General features: G+C 66.9%; 15 protein-coding genes. 6 read left to right on the top strand and 9 right to left on the bottom strand.

The features are described from left to right. The first annotated feature begins 160 nt into the window (after positions 1–160). Positions 161–643 carry an RNA pyrophosphohydrolase gene (locus GQO94_RS15635; protein ID WP_156842370.1) on the top strand — a complete coding sequence of 161 codons (483 nt, stop codon included), beginning with the start codon at positions 161–163 and terminating at the stop codon, positions 641–643. On the opposite strand, the gene GQO94_RS15630 is transcribed toward GQO94_RS15635, so the two are convergent. From GQO94_RS15630 to GQO94_RS15610, 5 genes are all read right to left on the bottom strand, one after another. After that, the gene (locus tag GQO94_RS15630; protein ID WP_198045993.1) at positions 604–1,128 is read right to left on the bottom strand and encodes a GNAT family N-acetyltransferase; all 525 of its coding nucleotides are present in this window, start codon (positions 1,126–1,128) and stop codon (positions 604–606) included. The two genes, GQO94_RS15635 and GQO94_RS15630, sit on opposite strands and share 40 nt — an antisense overlap. After that, positions 1,125–1,667: a tetratricopeptide repeat protein gene (locus tag GQO94_RS15625; protein ID WP_156842368.1), complete on the bottom strand. Its 543-nt coding sequence runs from the start codon at positions 1,665–1,667 to the stop codon at positions 1,125–1,127. Before GQO94_RS15625 ends, GQO94_RS15630 begins: the two co-directional genes overlap by 4 nt. A 15-nt stretch (positions 1,668–1,682) precedes the next feature. Continuing rightward, a complete protein-coding gene (locus GQO94_RS15620; RefSeq protein WP_156842419.1) occupies positions 1,683–2,858 on the bottom strand; it encodes an RsmB/NOP family class I SAM-dependent RNA methyltransferase in 1,176 nt (391 codons plus the stop codon). 159 nt (positions 2,859–3,017) lie between these two features. Continuing rightward, positions 3,018–4,517, bottom strand: coding sequence for an IMP dehydrogenase (gene guaB / locus GQO94_RS15615; RefSeq protein WP_156842367.1), 1,500 nt, complete (start codon positions 4,515–4,517; stop codon positions 3,018–3,020). A 30-nt stretch (positions 4,518–4,547) separates the two neighbouring features. Next, positions 4,548–6,056: a M28 family peptidase gene (locus GQO94_RS15610; RefSeq protein ID WP_156842366.1), complete on the bottom strand. Its 1,509-nt coding sequence runs from the start codon at positions 6,054–6,056 to the stop codon at positions 4,548–4,550. 168 nt (positions 6,057–6,224) lie between these two features. Here GQO94_RS15610 and ypfJ point away from each other — a divergent pair, with 168 nt between their 5' ends. The 4 genes from ypfJ (at position 6,225) to GQO94_RS15590 (ending at position 10,049) form a co-directional block, all read left to right on the top strand. Next, a complete protein-coding gene (gene ypfJ, locus GQO94_RS15605; protein WP_156842365.1) occupies positions 6,225–7,091 on the top strand; it encodes a KPN_02809 family neutral zinc metallopeptidase in 867 nt (288 codons plus the stop codon). A gap of 26 nt (positions 7,092–7,117) precedes the next feature. Beyond that, positions 7,118–7,711, top strand: a complete 594-nt coding sequence (locus GQO94_RS15600) for a hypothetical protein (RefSeq protein WP_232332962.1) — start codon at positions 7,118–7,120, stop codon at positions 7,709–7,711. 308 nt (positions 7,712–8,019) lie between these two features. Beyond that, the gene (locus GQO94_RS15595; RefSeq protein WP_156842364.1) at positions 8,020–9,168 is read left to right on the top strand and encodes an alpha-hydroxy acid oxidase; all 1,149 of its coding nucleotides are present in this window, start codon (positions 8,020–8,022) and stop codon (positions 9,166–9,168) included. A gap of 65 nt (positions 9,169–9,233) precedes the next feature. Further along, positions 9,234–10,049: a hypothetical protein gene (locus GQO94_RS15590; protein WP_156842363.1), complete on the top strand. Its 816-nt coding sequence runs from the start codon at positions 9,234–9,236 to the stop codon at positions 10,047–10,049. A 13-nt stretch (positions 10,050–10,062) separates the two neighbouring features. Here GQO94_RS15590 and creD read toward each other — a convergent pair whose 3' ends face one another. Further along, on the bottom strand, positions 10,063–11,457 hold the full coding sequence (gene creD / locus GQO94_RS15585; RefSeq protein ID WP_156842362.1) for a cell envelope integrity protein CreD: 1,395 nt from the start codon (positions 11,455–11,457) through the stop codon (positions 10,063–10,065). A gap of 141 nt (positions 11,458–11,598) precedes the next feature. Here creD and GQO94_RS15580 point away from each other — a divergent pair, with 141 nt between their 5' ends. Further along, positions 11,599–12,135 (top strand): hypothetical protein, encoded by a 537-nt coding sequence (locus GQO94_RS15580; RefSeq protein WP_156842361.1) that lies wholly within the window; start codon positions 11,599–11,601, stop codon positions 12,133–12,135. Between the two features lie 28 nt (positions 12,136–12,163). On the opposite strand, the gene GQO94_RS15575 is transcribed toward GQO94_RS15580, so the two are convergent. The 3 genes from GQO94_RS15575 to GQO94_RS15565 all read right to left on the bottom strand — a co-directional run bounded on the left by GQO94_RS15575 (position 12,164) and on the right by GQO94_RS15565 (position 16,542). After that, complete coding sequence (locus tag GQO94_RS15575) at positions 12,164–14,026, bottom strand: M56 family metallopeptidase (RefSeq protein WP_156842360.1); 1,863 nt, start codon at positions 14,024–14,026, stop codon at positions 12,164–12,166. Further along, positions 14,023–14,409: a BlaI/MecI/CopY family transcriptional regulator gene (locus GQO94_RS15570; RefSeq protein WP_156842359.1), complete on the bottom strand. Its 387-nt coding sequence runs from the start codon at positions 14,407–14,409 to the stop codon at positions 14,023–14,025. The genes GQO94_RS15575 and GQO94_RS15570 overlap by 4 nt, the downstream gene beginning before the upstream one ends. A 201-nt stretch (positions 14,410–14,610) precedes the next feature. Next, positions 14,611–16,542, bottom strand: a complete 1,932-nt coding sequence (locus GQO94_RS15565; protein ID WP_156842358.1) for a S9 family peptidase — start codon at positions 16,540–16,542, stop codon at positions 14,611–14,613. Positions 16,543–16,667 lie beyond the last annotated feature (125 nt).

Below are 16,667 nucleotides of genomic sequence, written 5' to 3'. Positions count from 1 at the left end.
CCTTCTGGGGTCAAAGCGAAGTTCGGTGAATGTGCCGGCAAGACGCTAGTCAAGCGCGGTCCCATGCGCCATGGTTTCCTCCATGAAGCGGACTTGGATCAGCTCGATCTCCACCCCAAATCGTTGCAAGCTCCACGCCGGTCAAGCATAGGGCCTGCCGATGATGGACATTTCGAAAATGCAGTACCGCCCTTGCGTGGGCATCATGCTGGTCAATGCGGCGGGCAAGGCCTTCGTCGGCAAGCGGATCGACAATCGCGAAGGCGATTGGTGGCAGATGCCGCAAGGCGGGGTCGACGATGGCGAAGACTTGCGCGAAGCGGTGCTGCGCGAACTGTGGGAAGAGACCGGCGTGAAGGACGACAACGTCCAGATCCTGGCGCAGACTCGCGAAGAAGTGTTCTACGACCTGCCCGAAGAGCTGATGGGCAAGCTGTGGGGCGGCAAATACCGCGGCCAGCGCCAGCACTGGTTCCTCGCGCGCTTCATCGGCACCGATGAGGACATCGACCTCAAGGCCCACAAGTCGCCCGAGTTCTGCGAATTTCGCTGGATCGATCCCGAGTTGCTGCCCGACCTGATCGTGCCGTTCAAGAAGCGGATCTACCGCACGGTGCTCGATGAATTCCGCCCGCTGATCTGAGGGGCGGCAGCGATATCCTTGCCCATCGCGAGGCAGCGCGAGCCGCAACCGGCGTCCGCTCCGACCAGCAAGCGATAGCCGCGCGCCTGATAGAATTCGCGCGCCGTGATCGTGCTCTCCAGCCGGACTTGCGCACTGCCGGCCTCGCGAGCGACGGCCTCCAGCGCGGCCATCAAAGCACTGCTGATTCCCGAGAATCGCGCGCGGGGCGAGACATAGTTGAGCATGATCATCGAGGCGTCGCGGATAGCGCCGACCCCGGCGACGCCGTGTCCGTCCACGGCCACGAAGATCTGGTTGCGCGCATCGGCGATCCAGCTGCTCACTTCCTCGGGGGTCTTGTTGGCGAGCCACTCCGAAAGGTGCGCCGGATCGCCCTGATGGTCCGCAGTGCAAAGCACCTCGATCGAGGTCCGCAGCAGGTGCGCTATGGCAGCCGCATCGCCCGCCTCTGCCCGCCGGAGCGAGGGCAACGCGATCGTCAATTCTCCTGAACGACCGGCTTGGGGGTCACGGCCTCGGCGCTCACCATGCGCTTGGCGGGGCCGCGTTGGATCGCCGCAGAAAGCTGCTGGGTTTCGTCGCAGCTTGTGCCGCACAGGCCCTTGAGCCGCGCCAGATTGCGGTTCGCTTTCTCGGTCGCGCCCTTTTCGGCGAGCGCCTCGCCCTCACCCGCGATCGCGGCGAGATTCCGCGGATCGCCCTGCAGCGCTTCGCGATAGTAGTGCAGAGCCTTGCCCTGCATGCCGTTCAGGCGATTGGCGGCGGCCAGCGCCAGCAGCACTTCGACATTCGCGGGCGCAAGAGTCAGCGCCGATTCGAGCGCGCCGATCGCCTCGTTGACGTTGCCCGCCGCGATCAACGCATGGCTTTGCGAAACGAGCGCCGCGGCGCGCGGATCGAGGTCCGGGCCGGAAGAGGAATGAAGAACGCTGGACGTGGAAACGGCAACTAAAGACAGCGCCAGAGCGAAGGGAGTGAAGCGCATTAACAGATCCTTGGCCGAGAGCTGGGTCCTGGTCATGATGGCGTCACGCTATCACAGCAAAGCGAAACGTGCGATGAAAAACCCATCCGTTCCGTCGCGATGGGGTGTCAGCCGGACCCCGTCTCCGTGGACGGTGCCGGCCCCGGTTTCGATGTTGGCGGTGCGGAACCGGGGATGGCGCGCGAGGAACGCGGCGGCCTGGGCGGCGCCTTCCTCGTCGAGCAGCGAACAGACGATATAGGTCAGCGAGCCACCTGGCTTGACCAGGTCCGCCGCCACATCGAGCACGCGCGATTGCAGCGCCGCGTAGCGCGCCAGACGCTGCGGATTGAGCCGCCAACGCGCTTCGGGATTGCGCCGCCAGGTTCCTGTCCCCGAGCATGGCGCATCGACCAGGACCGCGTCGGCGGCGCCGCGCCAGGCGCTCAGCGCCTCGAGTTCGCGGCCGGGATCGAGCAGCGCGGTTTCGATGATCGCATCGGCTCCGGCCCGCACCGCGCGCGGCATCAGTCGGGAGAGCCGGGAGCGATCGGTGTCGCTGGCGATCACTGTGCCGCTCTCACCCACCGTGGCGGCGAGCGCGAGCGACTTGCCCCCTGCCCCCGCGCACAGATCGATCACGCGCTCGCCTGCGCGCACGCCCGCCGCGAGGCAGGCGAGCTGCGAGCCGGCGTCCTGAACCTCGATCGCGCCTGTGCGGAACGCCTCGCTCTGGTCGATCGCGGCGCCCGGCGGATAGCGCAGCCCGCCGGTCAGCGGCAGCGGTTCGCCGCCTTCGGGCGGTTCGGCGAGGCCGGCCCGCAATGCATTGATCCGCACGTCGAGTGGGGCGCGATCGAGCAGATGCGCTGCCTCGTCCTCATCGACGCCGCTCGCTGCGAGCCGCTGCATCAGCCAGGACGGCGCGATGCCGCCGGCCGCGGCATGATCCTCTTCGCTCACCGGCGCCGGGCCGTGCGTCGAGCCATCGAACAGCGCGAGCAATTGCGGATCGGTCTCGGCCAGCCGCAACAGCGCCGCGCGGCCAGTGTCCGGGATCTCGCCGCAGCTGCGGATCGCCTGATAGACCAGCTCGCGCACGGCGCGCCGATCCTTGCTGCCTGCAAAGCGGCGCGTACGGAACCAGTCCGAGACAATGCGGTCGGCGGGCGCACCATCGCTGTGCGCGGCGGCGATCACGAGATCGAGAATCTCGATCGCGGCCTGGATGCGCGCGGCGGGAGTCATCTCTTTGTAGGTTCCGGACATCCGTCCGAACCTTTGCGGCACCAGCCCACGCCCCCACCCGACCTCCCATCGGCAGGATACACTGTATGGGAGGTCGGGTGGGGGCGTGGGCTGGTGCCGCCGCAAACCGCGGATGCGGTTTGCGAAGCCCATGAAGCCTTACCTTGTCGGATAGTTCGGCGCCTCGCGCGTGATCGTCACGTCGTGGACGTGGCTCTCGCTCAGGCCTGCATTGGTGATGCGCACGAACTGCGCATTGCTGCGCAAGTCTTCGATCGTCGCTGAGCCGGTGTAGCCCATCGCCGCCTTGATGCCGCCGACGAGCTGGTGGATCACGTCCTTGGCCGGCCCCTTGAACGCGACTTGCCCCTCGATGCCTTCGGGCACCAGCTTCATCGCGTCCTTGATGTCGCCCTGGAAATAGCGGTCCGCCGACCCGCGCCCCATCGCGCCGACCGAGCCCATCCCGCGATACGACTTGTAGGCGCGGCCCTGATAAAGGAACGTCTCGCCCGGTGCTTCGGCCGTGCCCGCCAGCATCGAGCCGACCATGATCGTCGAGGCCCCGGCGGCGAGCGCCTTGGCGGCATCGCCCGAAGTGCGCAGACCGCCGTCGGCGATCACCGGCACGCCCGCCTTCTCCGCCGCCTCGGCTGCATCCATTACCGCGGTGAGCTGTGGCACGCCCACGCCCGCGACGATCCGCGTGGTGCAGATCGAGCCCGGGCCGATGCCGACCTTGATCCCGTCCGCCCCGGCATCCGCCAGCGCCTTGGCCGCTTCGCCGGTGGCGACGTTGCCCGCGACGACCTGCACTGAGTTCGAGATCCGCTTCACCCGATCGACGGCTCTCGCCACATCGCTGTTGTGGCCGTGCGCGGTGTCGATCACGATCACGTCGCACTCCGCATCGAGCAGCGCCTCGGTCCGCTCGAAGCCCTTTTCGCCCACGGTTGTCGCCGCGGCGACGCGCAACCGGCCCGCCGGGTCCTTCGTGGCCTCGGGATAGTTCACCGCCTTTTCGATGTCCTTGACAGTGATCAGCCCGATGCAGCGGAAATCGTCATCGACCACCAGCAGCTTTTCGATCCGGCGCTGGTGCAGCAGGCGGCGCGCTTCTTCCTGCGTGACCGCGGCCGATACGGTCGCGAGATTGTCGCGCGTCATCAGCTCGTACACCGGCTGGCGCGGATTGTCGGCAAACCGCACGTCGCGGTTGGTGAGGATGCCGACCAGCTTGCCGGTGTGCTCGACCACGGGAATGCCGCTGATCTTGTTCTGCGCCATCAGTGTCTGCGCATCGCCCAGCGTCGCGTCGGGAGCGATGGTGATGGGGTTCACCACCATGCCGCTTTCGAAGCGCTTGACCGCCCGCACTGCGAGGCACTGTTCCTCAATGGTGAGATTGCGATGAAGCACGCCGATCCCGCCCATCTGCGCCATGACGATCGCCATGTCCGCTTCGGTGACGGTGTCCATTGCCGCCGAGAGCACCGGAATGTTGAGCTCGATCGTGCGCGTCAGCCGCGTGCGCGTGTCCGCCTGCGTCGGAATGATGTCCGATCGCGCCGGGCGCAGCAGCACGTCGTCGAAAGTGAGGCCCAGGGGAATTTCGAGATGCGCCACTATGGCCCTCCGGTTGGAATCGTGGCGGCCCATGTAACCAAGCGGAGGGGATTGGGCTAGGGGTCAGTTGGCCGGTGTCGACGGCGGCTTCGGAACGCGGCGGACATCGGCGAACCAGCGGCCGAGCGCGACCAGCATGCGCACGTCTTCCACCGCGCCGCCCAATTCGAGCGGATGGGACAGATCGTCGCTCGGCCGATGGTAGTCGCCGTCGAAGAAGCGGCGCATCCGGTCGATTTCGCCATAGGAGGTCGTGACCATCACTGTCGGGACATCGTGCTGCAGCAGCGCCCAGCCGTCCTGCCGCTTGACGTATTCGTTGGCCTCGTCGCCGGGCACGACTTTCACCTTCTCGCGGCGCGCGACGCGTTCGATCTCGCTGTCGAGCCCGGTCATCCCGCGCCCGACGATCGCCACCGGCGTATGCGCCGGTGCCAGCGCGATCGAATCGATGTTGAACGCGGCCACGATCGATTCGAGCGGCAGCGGCGGATTTTCCGCGAAGGCGTGGGCGCCGAGCAGCCCAAGCTCCTCGGCGGTCGTTGCGAGGAAATAGATGTCGCGGTCGGGCTGGCGCCCCTTGGTCAGTTGCCGCGCGACTTCGGTCAGCGCGGCGACGCCGCTGGCATTGTCGATCGCGCCGTTGCAGATCCTGTCCTCGGCGGTTTCCTCGCCGCAGACGCCGAAATGATCCCAGTGCGCCACGAACAGCACCGCGCCTGCATCGGGGCGACGGCCCGGGATCTTGCCGATCAGATTGTGGGTGCGGATCGTGGTCTCGCGCGTCGTGGCCTCCAGCGAGGCAGTCAATTCGAACGCGATCGGCGAGAACCCGGGTTCTCGGGACATCTTCTCGAGCCCGGCCAGCGTGTATTTCGATCCTCTGAGCAACGACGTCATCGCCTCGCCGGTGACGAACCCTTCCAGGTCTCCGCCCAGGCTGTCGTCGGCGAGCGCATAGCCCGACCGGCGGCGCCGCGCCTCCACTTGCTCGAGCGTGCGTTCGCCGTCGAGCACGGTGAGCACGCCGGCGGCGCCTTGCTTGAGCAGCGCGTTCTGCCGCTCGCCGCCTTCGATATCGCCGTCGAGCAGCACGGCGACGCGGCCCGCCAGTTCGGTGCGGGTAAAGTCGAGATCCTCGGCCCGCCCCACGAACAGCAGCGGCGCATCGCGCACCAGCGCGCGGCGGCCGGAGGTGAGCACCATCACTTCGCTGGGATCGACGAACAACGGACGCCCGCGACGAAAAAACTGGACGGTGGAGCCCGCCGGCTCGCGCGCGACCAGTTCCACCGGGGCGAACCACTCGTTGCCCGGATCGTTGGTGCCGGACACGAGGCCGATGTCGAACCACTGGCGGCCAAGATAGCGCAAGGTTTGCGCCTCGCCCTCGGTACCGGGCTCGCGACCTTCGAAATCGTCCGCCGCGAGCACTTCGATATGCGTGCGCAGCCGGTCCGCGATGTCGCGGTCCACCCGTGACGTCGCCGCGTGGGCACAGCCCGCCAGCGCGACGAGCGCAAAACACACGCCCGCAAGGCGCGGCAATAAAGCGGAGATGCCCCTGTTCATTATGAGTTTTTCTATACTAACCCGCGGTTCCGGCAAGGTGAGCCTGCGCGCAATGGTGGGGAACCCGCGCGCCCTTTCTCGATTTAGATACCGGACGCGCGGGGATTGGCGCGAGGCTCGTCCGCACTTTTCGAAGGGCTGGCGCGCAAATACGGGGGCACTCGCGGCGTGAAACTCAATCGGTTCGATCCTTCCAATATCAATGTCGGCAGCGGTGGACGCGGCTTTCCGGGCGGCGGCGGCGGCAAGCTGGGCTGCGGCACGCTGGTCATCGCGCTGATCGGCGCGCTCGTCTTCGGGGTCGATCCCGGGCAGATGATCGGCACCATCGAATCGGTGCAGCAGCAAGGCGGCAGCGCGCCGCAATCCGCGCCCGACAATCGCAGCGTCACCGAGATCTGCGAGCAGAATGCCTATTCGCTCGAAGCCTGCAACGCGCTCGATTCGCTCAACCGCACCTGGGAGCCGCTGTTTCGCGAGGCGAACATCCAGTTCACGCCGCCCAAGCTGATGTTCTACACCGGCGGCACCAAATCGGGCTGCGGCGCGGCGCAAAGCGCGATGGGCCCATTTTATTGTCCCGCCGACCAGGGCATCTACATCGACACCAGCTTCTACGATCAGCTCAACCGCGAGCTCGGCGCGCCGGGCGATTTCGCACGCTATTACGTCATCGCGCATGAGTACGGCCATCATGTGCAGTATCTCACCGGCCTCGCCGATCAGGTCCGCAGCGCGCAGGCGCAGGACCGCAGCCGCGCCAATGCGCTGCAGGTCCGCATGGAACTGCAGGCGGATTGCTATGCGGGTGTCTGGGCGGGTCTCAACCGCGACCGGATCGAGCCCGGCGACATGGAGGAAGGCCTCACCGCAGCGAGCAGCATCGGCGACGACAAGCTGATGCGCAACGCCGGGCGTGCCGCCAATCCCGAGAGCTTCACCCACGGTTCAAGCGCACAGCGTATGCAGTGGCTGGAGCGCGGTCTGAAAACGGGCGACGAAGACCAGTGCGACACATTCGCCGGCGGGGCCTGACCTCGCCGGGCAACAGGAGACCCGATATGCGACGCGAAATGCTGACGATCCTGGCAGGAGCCGGCTTGATGGCGGCGCCTGCCTGGGCTGCACAGGACCAGAACGCGCGAGTCACCGATCGTGACCCGAACGCGATGGACATCGCCAAGACCCCGATCAGCGATCTGAACATCAGCAAGGACCCGATCCCGGCCATGCTCGTCGCGGCGCAGGAGCGCCCCTATTCGCTGGCGGGCCTTTCGAAGTGCAGCAACCTGTCCAAGGAAGTGCGGCAGCTCGATGCGATCCTGGGCCCCGACATCGATCTGCCCGAAGAAGAGCGCAAGCGCATCAGCGCGGGCCGCGTCGGCAAATGGGTGGTGAGTTCGTTCATTCCGTTTCGCGGGCTGATCCGCGAGGTTTCGGGCGCGAACGATCACGAGCGCAAGTTCCGGGCCGCCATCCAGGCAGGGCTGGCGCGGCGCGGGTATCTCAAAGGCGTGGGCGGCGCCAAGGGCTGCAAATATCCCGCCTCACCCGCCACGCCCGCCGTCGTCGCGAAATACAAGGCCGCACTCGACGCTGAGGAAGCGCGCGAAAAGGCCGAGAAAGAGGCTGAGAAAAACAAAGACAACGACTGACGCCATTGGTGGTGGGTCCATGCTGGCGACCGCCGGACGAGGCTGAGTCGTTCGGACTGAACAGTCGGATCGTCGATAATCCTCTATCACCCGTCATGCTGAACTTGTTTCAGCATCCATCTTGCCACACGTCGAGCGCTTTGCCGGACAGAGACATGGATGCTGAAACGAGTTCAGCATGACGGTGTTGGAGGGCATGGCTCGTTGCCTCTCGCGGACGATCCGCCATGCGTCCCCCTGCGCGTCCTCCCAACAACACGCCCCCCCACGCGATTGCCGAAAAGGCCTTGCCGCCCTAGAGCGACGCGATGCGCCTCGCCGATTGCCACAACGTTGCCGACTTCCGCCGCCTTGCGAAACAGCGCCTGCCCTGGCCGGTGTTCGATTACATCGACGGCGCCGCCGACGACGAAACCACCAAAGCCCGCAACACCGCCGCGTTCGACGATGCCGATCTGGTGCCCGACGTGCTCGCGGGCGTCGCCGAGATCGACACCTCGATCGAGATCCTCGGGCGCCGCTCCGCTCTTCCCCTGATCCTCTCGCCCACCGCCTTGCAGCGGGTGTTTCACTGGCAAGGCGAACGCGCGGTGGCGCGTGCGGCGAGCAAATTCGGGCTGTGGTTCGGCATCTCCAGTCTCGCGACCGTCTCGATCGAGGAAATCGGCGCGATGGGCGACAGCCCCAAGATGTTCCAGCTCTATGTGCACAAGGACAAGGGCCTCAACGCCTCGATGATCCAGCGCTGCCAGGCCGCGAAATTCGATGCCATCGCGCTCACCGTCGATACGATCGTCTCGGGCAAGCGCGAACGCTGCGCGCGCAGCGGCTTCACGTCGCCGCCCCGGTTCACGCCGTCGTCGGCGCTGTCCTACGCGATAAAGCCGCGCTGGGCGCTCGATTATGTGTTTCGCGAGAAGTTCGCGCTGCCCAACCTCGATACGCACGTCGATGCGGGCACTGGCGAAGCGGTCTCGATCGCGGGCTACTTCAACACCATGCTCGATCCCTCGATGACCTGGGAGACCGCCGAGCAGATCCGGCAGGACTGGGGCGGCACCTTCGTGCTCAAGGGGGTGATGAGCGCCAGCGACGTCAAGCGCGCGATCGCGATCGGTGCGGATGCGGTGATGGTCTCGAACCACGGCGGCCGCCAGCTCGACGGCAGCCGCGCGCCGTTCGACCAGCTGCGCGAGATCGTCGACGCCGCGGATGGGCGCATCGAAGTGATCTGCGACGGCGGCGTGCGACGCGGCACGCACGTGCTGAAAGCGCTGTGCGCCGGTGCGGATTGTGCCAGCGGTGGCCGGCTCTATCTCTACGCACTCGCGGCGGCGGGACAGCCGGGGGTCGAGCGGGCGATCGCGATCCTCAAGGATGAGATCGAGCGCGGGATGAAGCTGATGGGCGTCACCAGCGTCGCCCAGCTTTCGCCGGAGCGTTTGCGGTGGCGCTAGATCGATCCGCGTGCGGGAGCCGTCTGCGGTCATGCGCGTTGGATCGTCGAGGGAGATTGATCACGATGCGACGCAGCCCGAACCATGCGACAGCGCCCCGCGCGGCAACGCTCGCGACCATTCTTGCGCTTGCGCTGTCCGCCTGTGGGGGCGAGGCGCCGACTGACACCGCGACGGAGACGCCGGACACCGCGATGATGGCGAGCGAAGCCGCGGATCCGGCGGGCATCGCTTCGACCGAGGCGAGCGCCATCGATGCCGCCGCGACCACGCCCGCCGAAGACGGGCAGCCGGCGGCACGTGAGACGCTGACGTGTTCCTCGCAGCGCGGCGAAGGCACCGCCTGGCAACTCGCGCGCACGTGCCGCGAGGTCTCGCCGGCGACTCACCCACCCTGCAACCCGCTCAATTCCTGCGCGATGATCGAAGGCGAGATCGCGCGATCCTGCGCGGTGTTCGACGATGGCGAGGGCCTCCTGCCCGATGCCTGCACGCCGCCGCCGCGCAGCGCTGCTGCCGCCGTGGCGGCGGTAAAGCGCTATTACGATGCAATCGGCGCGCACGACCTCGGCACGGCATGGCAAGCCTGGGGGCCGGACGGCAATCCCGAGCAGACCTTCGAGGAATTCCAAAAGGGCTACGCCCAGACCGCGAGCACTTCGGTCAAGACCGGCAAGCCCGGCCGGGTCGAAGGCGCGGCGGGATCGCTTTACGTCGAAGTGCCGGTGACGGTCGAAGCCACGCTAGAGAACGGGCGTAAGCAGCGCTTTACCGGCAAGTACGTGCTGCGCCAGCCCAACCGCGGCATGGGCCGCTCGCAGGGCTGGCACATCACCTCGGCCACGCTCGAGCCCGCCGCCGCCGAAAAGCCGAACGGCTGAGCACGCGCTCCCGCTAGGCTTCGGCCGGCACGTGTCGGCCGACCTGGCCCCAGTCGACCTTGCGCGTGGCGTACATCACCCCGGCCAGCGCCGCGAACAGCAGCACCGAGCCGATCAGCAGGCTGAGCGCCTCGAGATTGAGCAGCACGAACAGCGTCGCATAGAGGCCCACCAGCAAGGCGCCGATGAACCCGGCGCGCCGCCAGCTGCGCAGCACGGCAGCGCTGTAGGCCGTCAGCAGTCCGATCACCGCGCCGCTCGCCAGCAAGTAAGCGCCGGTAAAGCCGATCACTTCGGCAAAGGCGAGCAGCAGCACGAAGAACAGCACCAGCCCTGCCCCGGTCAGCAGATACTCCGCCGGCGCGACACGCGCTCCGCCGACGACGTCGAACAGCAGATAAGCGACGAAAGTGAAGCCGATGAACAGGAAGCCGTACTTCACCGCGCGATCGACTTTCGCGTAGAGATCGACCGGTTCGACCAGTCCGACCGTGATCGTGGTGGTCTGGTCGCTCAGACCGGCCCTCCCGCGATAGCTGCTGGCTGGCTCGGCGGCGCCCGGTTCTTCGCCGATCGAGACGGGCGGCTGCCCCAGCGCCAGCTTGTCGACCGCGTAGCTGGCGGTGAAGCCCTGGTCGCCGACTTCGCGTGTCTCGGGCAGGAAGCCGCCGCTGAAGCCGGGGCTCGGCCATGACGAGGCGACTTGCCACTGCGTGCGGCCACCGCGCGGGACCAAGCTGAGCGAGCCGCTGCCCCGCAAGCCGTAGTCATAAGCGACGTCGAGCTGGCCCGCGCCGTCCCACGGCACGAACGCGAAGAAGCCCTGCCCACCTGTGGCAGCAGGCCCCTTGCCCGGCTGCACGGTCAGCGGCTTGCCGTCGGCGACGATCCGGCCCCCGCGCGTCAGGCCGCGCGCATCAGAGGCGCCGACGCGCAGTTGCGCGCGATTCCAGTCGAGCTTGCTGCCTTCGACGCCGAAACGCGGCAGGTCGGTCGGCAAGGCGAACCGCGCGCGGCCCGCGATCTGGGCTTCGAACAGCACCGCACGGTAAATCGACTTGCGCCGTTCCTGCGGCCGCACTTTGGTGGTGACGTCGTTGCTAACCGGCGAGAGGAACAGTTCGCGTTCCACTTCCACCGTTTTTGGCACCGGCTTGCCGCCGATGGTCTCGACCTGGGTCTCGGTGGTGCGATAGGGGACGACCAGCAGCGGCCCTGCGATCACTTGCGGACCGCCCCATCCGGCATTGATGGCGGCCTGCGCGGTGTTCGACTGGTCCTGCCGATCGTAGACGAGCGCATAGACCAGGAGCAGCGGTATCATCAGGGCCACACCGATCAGCGCGGCGAAGAGCAGTTTCACTCCGGGCGAGCGTTCGCGACGGACGTCTGCGGCTTCGGTTTCCATTTCGCGCCTCCCACTTGGCAATCTTTCGGCCCACGAACGGTTCATCGCTCGTGGAGAACGTTTCGCCCTCATCAGGCTCGGGAAGTTGCCCTATCCTGAACGAAGGCGATCAAGCACTGACCGCGGCATGGGCGGCGCGCGATGAAGGGACCTGGCCTCACGCTCGCCGCCACGCTCCTGCTGAGCGCCTGCACGGCACCGAGCGACCGCGACGCGTCCGACGACACGGCTACGCTCGCGACGCCTGCCCCCGCCCCAACCCCAGCCGCATCGCTCGACGGCAGCGAGCGGATCGAGAGACGCGGACTGCTGCTGCCGATCCGGACCGAGGACATCGAGAACGCCGAGCTCAAAGGCGAGCTTGCCTGTGCCTTCACCAATCTCAAGGGCCACACCTTGCTGATCGCACGTGCCAACGTCGGTTCGCAGGAACGGTCGATGGGCCTCGCCCGCACCGGCCAGGGACCGATTCTGCTGATGGGGCTTGGTCGCGGCGGCTTCGGAGCGCTCGAAACCCGCGCAGCGCTGGGAGGCGAGGACGCGAACATCTGGGTGGAAACGCAAGGCGAGCCGCTCGCCGATCGAAGCGAAGCCGCCACGCGCAATGCCTCGCTGCGCTTCACCAGCGGCGCCGAAGAGCCCGAGCCCGTCCCCGGCACCTGGACCTGCGGGCCCTGACCCTCCACTCCATGGTCGAGATCGTCGATCAGTCGGCTTCGGCCTCGGCGCGGACCATTTCGCGGTCGAAATTGCTGAGGACCTGAGCCCGCACGCTTGCCGGAATGGCGCCGTTGGCGACGATCTGCGCGCGCGCCTGCGACATCGCCTGGCGGACGTAGCCGGCGGTATTCGGCGCCCCGGCGCAGATGTAGGCGACCATCGTGCCGTGCGAGTCCCTGGCCGAAGCGTGCGCGCGACTTCCGGCCGCGCACGAGCTGTCGATCACCATCTTCTGCACCAGGCGGTGCTTGCCCGTGCTGTCCTTGCTGGCGATCCGGATGGTCTGCACTTTCCCATCGGAGGACATCGAATGTTCGACCGTGGGCGCCATCGCGGCCGCGGCCTCGGCGCGGCGTTCGATCCGGTCGGCCTCGCGCTCGATATCGCGGGCACGCCGTTCGGCATCGCGCTCGATATCGCGGGCACGCCGTTCGGCATCGCGCTCGGCGCGGTCGGCTTCTTTCTCCATGCGCGCGGCCAGCCGCTCCTGTCGGCGAGCCAGGCGGTCGGCGTCGCGTTCCGCCCGATCGGCATCGCGTTCGGCACGGTCGGCTTCCTGCTCGGCTCGATCCGCTTCGCGCTCGGCCCAGTCGCTCTCGCGCTCGGCCCGAGCGCTTTCGCTTTCGGCCCGATCGATTTCCGCGAGAGCCTGTTCGTCGCTCATCGGTTCGGACGTGAGGAGACGGTAGACCGTGTCGTTGTGCTCGACGTGCCGCTCGAACGTCGGGCCGTGGTCGGCGCGTTCCAGGCAATCGGTGTCATGGCGACCCTCGGGGCAGTCGGCCGCCCAGTTCCCTTTCACGATCGTGCGCATGCCGCGCCCGGTCAGCGCCGCGTGCTCGGTCCGGGGATCGCGCGCCGCCATGCTTTCGGGGGCCTCGTCGCTTTCGACCGCCGCGTAAGTCACAGTCGCGGTCGCCGGAACGCCGATCACCGCCATTGCGAAGAGGCTGCGGCCGAGCAGCTTGCGCCGCTCCGAAACGTCGTTGCGGACCAGTGCCTTCAGCCGATGAATGATGGGCTTGTCGCCACGCAACGGCCCCGCCATCGGCGCGGCAAGCGCAAGCCGCGGACCGACCGCGAATTCGGCGATCAGGCGGCCATAGCGTTCCCGCTCGGCGCGGCCCCGGCCAGCCATCACGCGCGCGTCGCAAGCGGCTTCCTGATCGCTGCGCAGCGACCGCCAGGCCATCCAGCCGATCGGATTGAACCAGTGCAGCGCGAACAGCGGCTGCACTGCGAAGTTGGCGACCAGGTCGTTGCCGGCGTGATGCTCCAACTCGTGCGCGATGGCGAAATCGGACACGTCGGAATCGGCCGTCGCGAGAAATCCCGCGGGCAGCGCGACGACGCGATCGAACACGCCGAAGGCAAGCGGTGCCGCGACCGCCGGGCTCTCGACGATGCGCACATTGCCCGAATGGCCGACGCGGCGCGATCCGCGCAGCAGTTCGGCGCGCATGGCGTGATAGGCGACAAAACGGTGCAGCAGGAAGATCGCGGCGCCCGCCAGCCACACAGTCAGCAGGATCTGGCTCCAAGGCAGCGACTCGAGCAGGCCCGCAGGCTGGGTCTCGACCGGCATCGCCATCGGCGTCGCAGGTTCGGCCGGAAAGCTTACGAGGATGAGCTTCTCGTCCGGCATCGGCACGAACTGAAGCGAAGGTCGCGGTGCGACAGCGGCTTCGGGCAGGACCAGCGGCGGCAGGAACAGCCGGATCATCGGCAGCGCCCAGAGCGCGTAAGCCGCCTTGGGGCCGAACCAGCGGCCGACCGGCTTGCGGACGAGCAGCACCAGCCCCATCAGGAACCCGGTCATCAACAGCGTATCGAGCAGCCACGCGGTCATTGCTTGAGCTCCTGCAAGAGCGCCTCGATCTCGGCAATATCCTGATTGGTCAGCGATTCCGATTGGGCCAGATGCGCGAAAAGCGGTGCCGCCCGCCCCCCGAACAGGCGATCGACCAGCCGGCGGCTCTCGGTGCCGACATAGTCGGACCGGGCGATCGCGGGCGAATAGAGGAAGCGCTTGCCGTCGGGCTTGGTCGCCAGCGCGTTCTTGGCGACGAGGCGCGAGAGCAGCGTCTTGACCGTCGCCAGACTCCAGTCGCGTTCGCCGCAGACACGCTCGCACACTTCGGACGCAGTCAGCGGGCTCTTCGTCCAGAGCACTTCCATGACGGCGTGCTCGGCATCACTGATCCGCTCGGGCTGGCTGTTCGAATGCGCCAAGGACCCCTCCTTCGTTTACGCGTGTAATCGACTACGTTTGTAACCATGAACCGCAAGTGAATGCAAGCGCGCAGTCGTCCGCAGCGATCGCAAGGCATGACGCAGTCAGGCCACCCGCGCCACAAGCGCCGCGACGGTCTGCAGGCCCAGCGTTCGACGAAGCGCGGACGGGGATCGACGAACGTCGACCCCGCCCCGATCCTATTTGCCGAGCAGCACCTTCTCCCAGAACAGGATCGCCGCCCAGGTATAGTAGTCGGCGTTTTCCTTCTTCTGGAAACCGTGTCCTTCGTTGGCGGCGAGGAAGTGCCAGGCCTCGTTGCCGGTGCCACGCACCGCGGCGATCACCTGATCGGCTTCGGAGGCAGGCACGCGGGGATCGTTGGCGCCGGTCGCGACCATCAGCGGCATGCGGATCTCGCTCGCGCGCGTCAACGGGCTGATCTCGAGCAGCTTCTTGCGCTGCGCCGGATCGCGTTCGTCGCCGTATTCGACACGGCGCAGATCGCGGCGGTAATCCTCGGTATTCTCGAGGAACGTGACGAAGTTGGAGATCGCCACCGTGCACTGCGCGCCTTTGAACCGGGCGGCATAGCGGATCGCGCTCGCATAGCACATGTAGCCGCCATAGGAGCCGCCCGCGACGCCCATCCGCGCCGTGTCGATGCCGGGGTCGTTGTCCATCGCATCTAGGAAGGCGGCCACGTCCTTGACCGAATCCTCGCGCTTGAACGGCCCATTGTCGAGACCCACGAAGCGCTTGCCGAAGCCGGAGGAGCCGCGCACGTTGGGCAGCAGCATCGCGATGCCCAGTTCATTAACGTAGTAGTTCGAACGCCCGATGAAGCTGGCGCTCGCCTGACCCTCCGGTCCGCCATGGATGCTGACGATCAGCGGGCGCTTGCCGGGAAATTTCTTCGGGTCGGGGCGATAAAGAAAGCCCGACATCTTTTCGCCGTCGAAGCTGGTCACTTCGACCAGTTCGGGCAGGACATTGTCCTCGGGATCGAGCCCGCCCATTTCGCTGGTGGTCCAGCGCGTGACTTTCAGCGTCGCGGGGTAGACGCTGTAGGCATCGGCCGCGGCCTGGTTGGAAATGAAGGTAAAGCCCACTTCGCCCCACGGCGCGATCTCGACGCCGCTGGCGATGCCCGGCGGCAGATCGACCTTGCGCGTCTGCCCACTGGCGACGTCGTAGAGCTTGAGCTCGGTACGGCCGGCGGCATTGACGACATAGGCGATCGTCTTGCCGTCCTCGGAGACGTCGAACTCGTCGACGTCCCAGGGTTCCTCGACCACCGGGGTGAACTTGCCGGTCTTGATGTTTACCGTGCCGAGCCGCTTGAAGTCGGAGCCCGCGTCGGTCGTCGCCCAGACTTTGCCGTCTTTCGCCACCGCGATGGCGCCGTAGGAGACGGTCTCGCCCTTGGGCGTCACCCGCGTGATCGCGCCGGTCGCGACGTCGGCGAGATAGAGCTCGCTGTTGGTCACCGAGATGTAATTGACCACCAGCGCCTTCGAGCCATCGGGCAGGAAGTCGACCACGAACCAGCCGCCACCCTCGCGCTCGGCAAGCATGCGCGTGGTCGAAGGATCGCGCGGATCCATCACGTAGAGATCGGTGTCCTTGCCGTTGCGCTTGGTCGAGCTGAAGGCGACCAGGCTGCCGTCGTCGGTCCAGGCCCCCATGCCGTTGCGGCTCTTGCCATCGGTGAGCAGCTGCAGCTTGCCGCCGTCGATGCGGTAGATCTGGTAGAACTCGTTGCCGCCGATGTCCTTGCTGGCGAGCAGGACGTCGCCCTTCTCGGGCGAATAGCTGCCGCTGCGCACCGGCTCGGCCTCGAAGGTGATCTGTTCGCGCGCCGCGCCGGGCCGCGCCACCGTGTGCAGCTGCACCGTATCGGCAAACCGCGTCGCGATCAGCATCGACTTGTCCTTGGGGTCCCAACCCGAGAACGAGGCAGTGCGATATTCGAAGTAGGGCCGCGTTTCGGCCGCGAGTTCGGCCGGCACCGGCGGTATGCCGTCGGCCGTGATCGCGGCGGGCTTCGGCGCGGCATCGTCGGCCGGCAGGTCTTGCGCCAGCGCGAGCCCGGGCAACGCCAGCAAGGCAATGGCGGTCAGATATTTCATAGAGTGCGCCTCGCGCGCATATGACTGGAATGCAAAGGAGAAAGGAGGAATTGAACGAATGCCTTGCCCTCTGCTGTGAGGGGGCATGAGCCCAAGCGGCGGTGACCTGCTGTCAACTGGCAGGG

It is taken from the genome of Novosphingobium aquimarinum, from assembly GCF_009746585.1.
Classification (GTDB): domain Bacteria; phylum Pseudomonadota; class Alphaproteobacteria; order Sphingomonadales; family Sphingomonadaceae; genus Novosphingobium; species Novosphingobium aquimarinum.
Note: the sequence above shows the minus strand (reverse complement) of the source record. Positions and strands in the feature narration are given on the sequence as shown.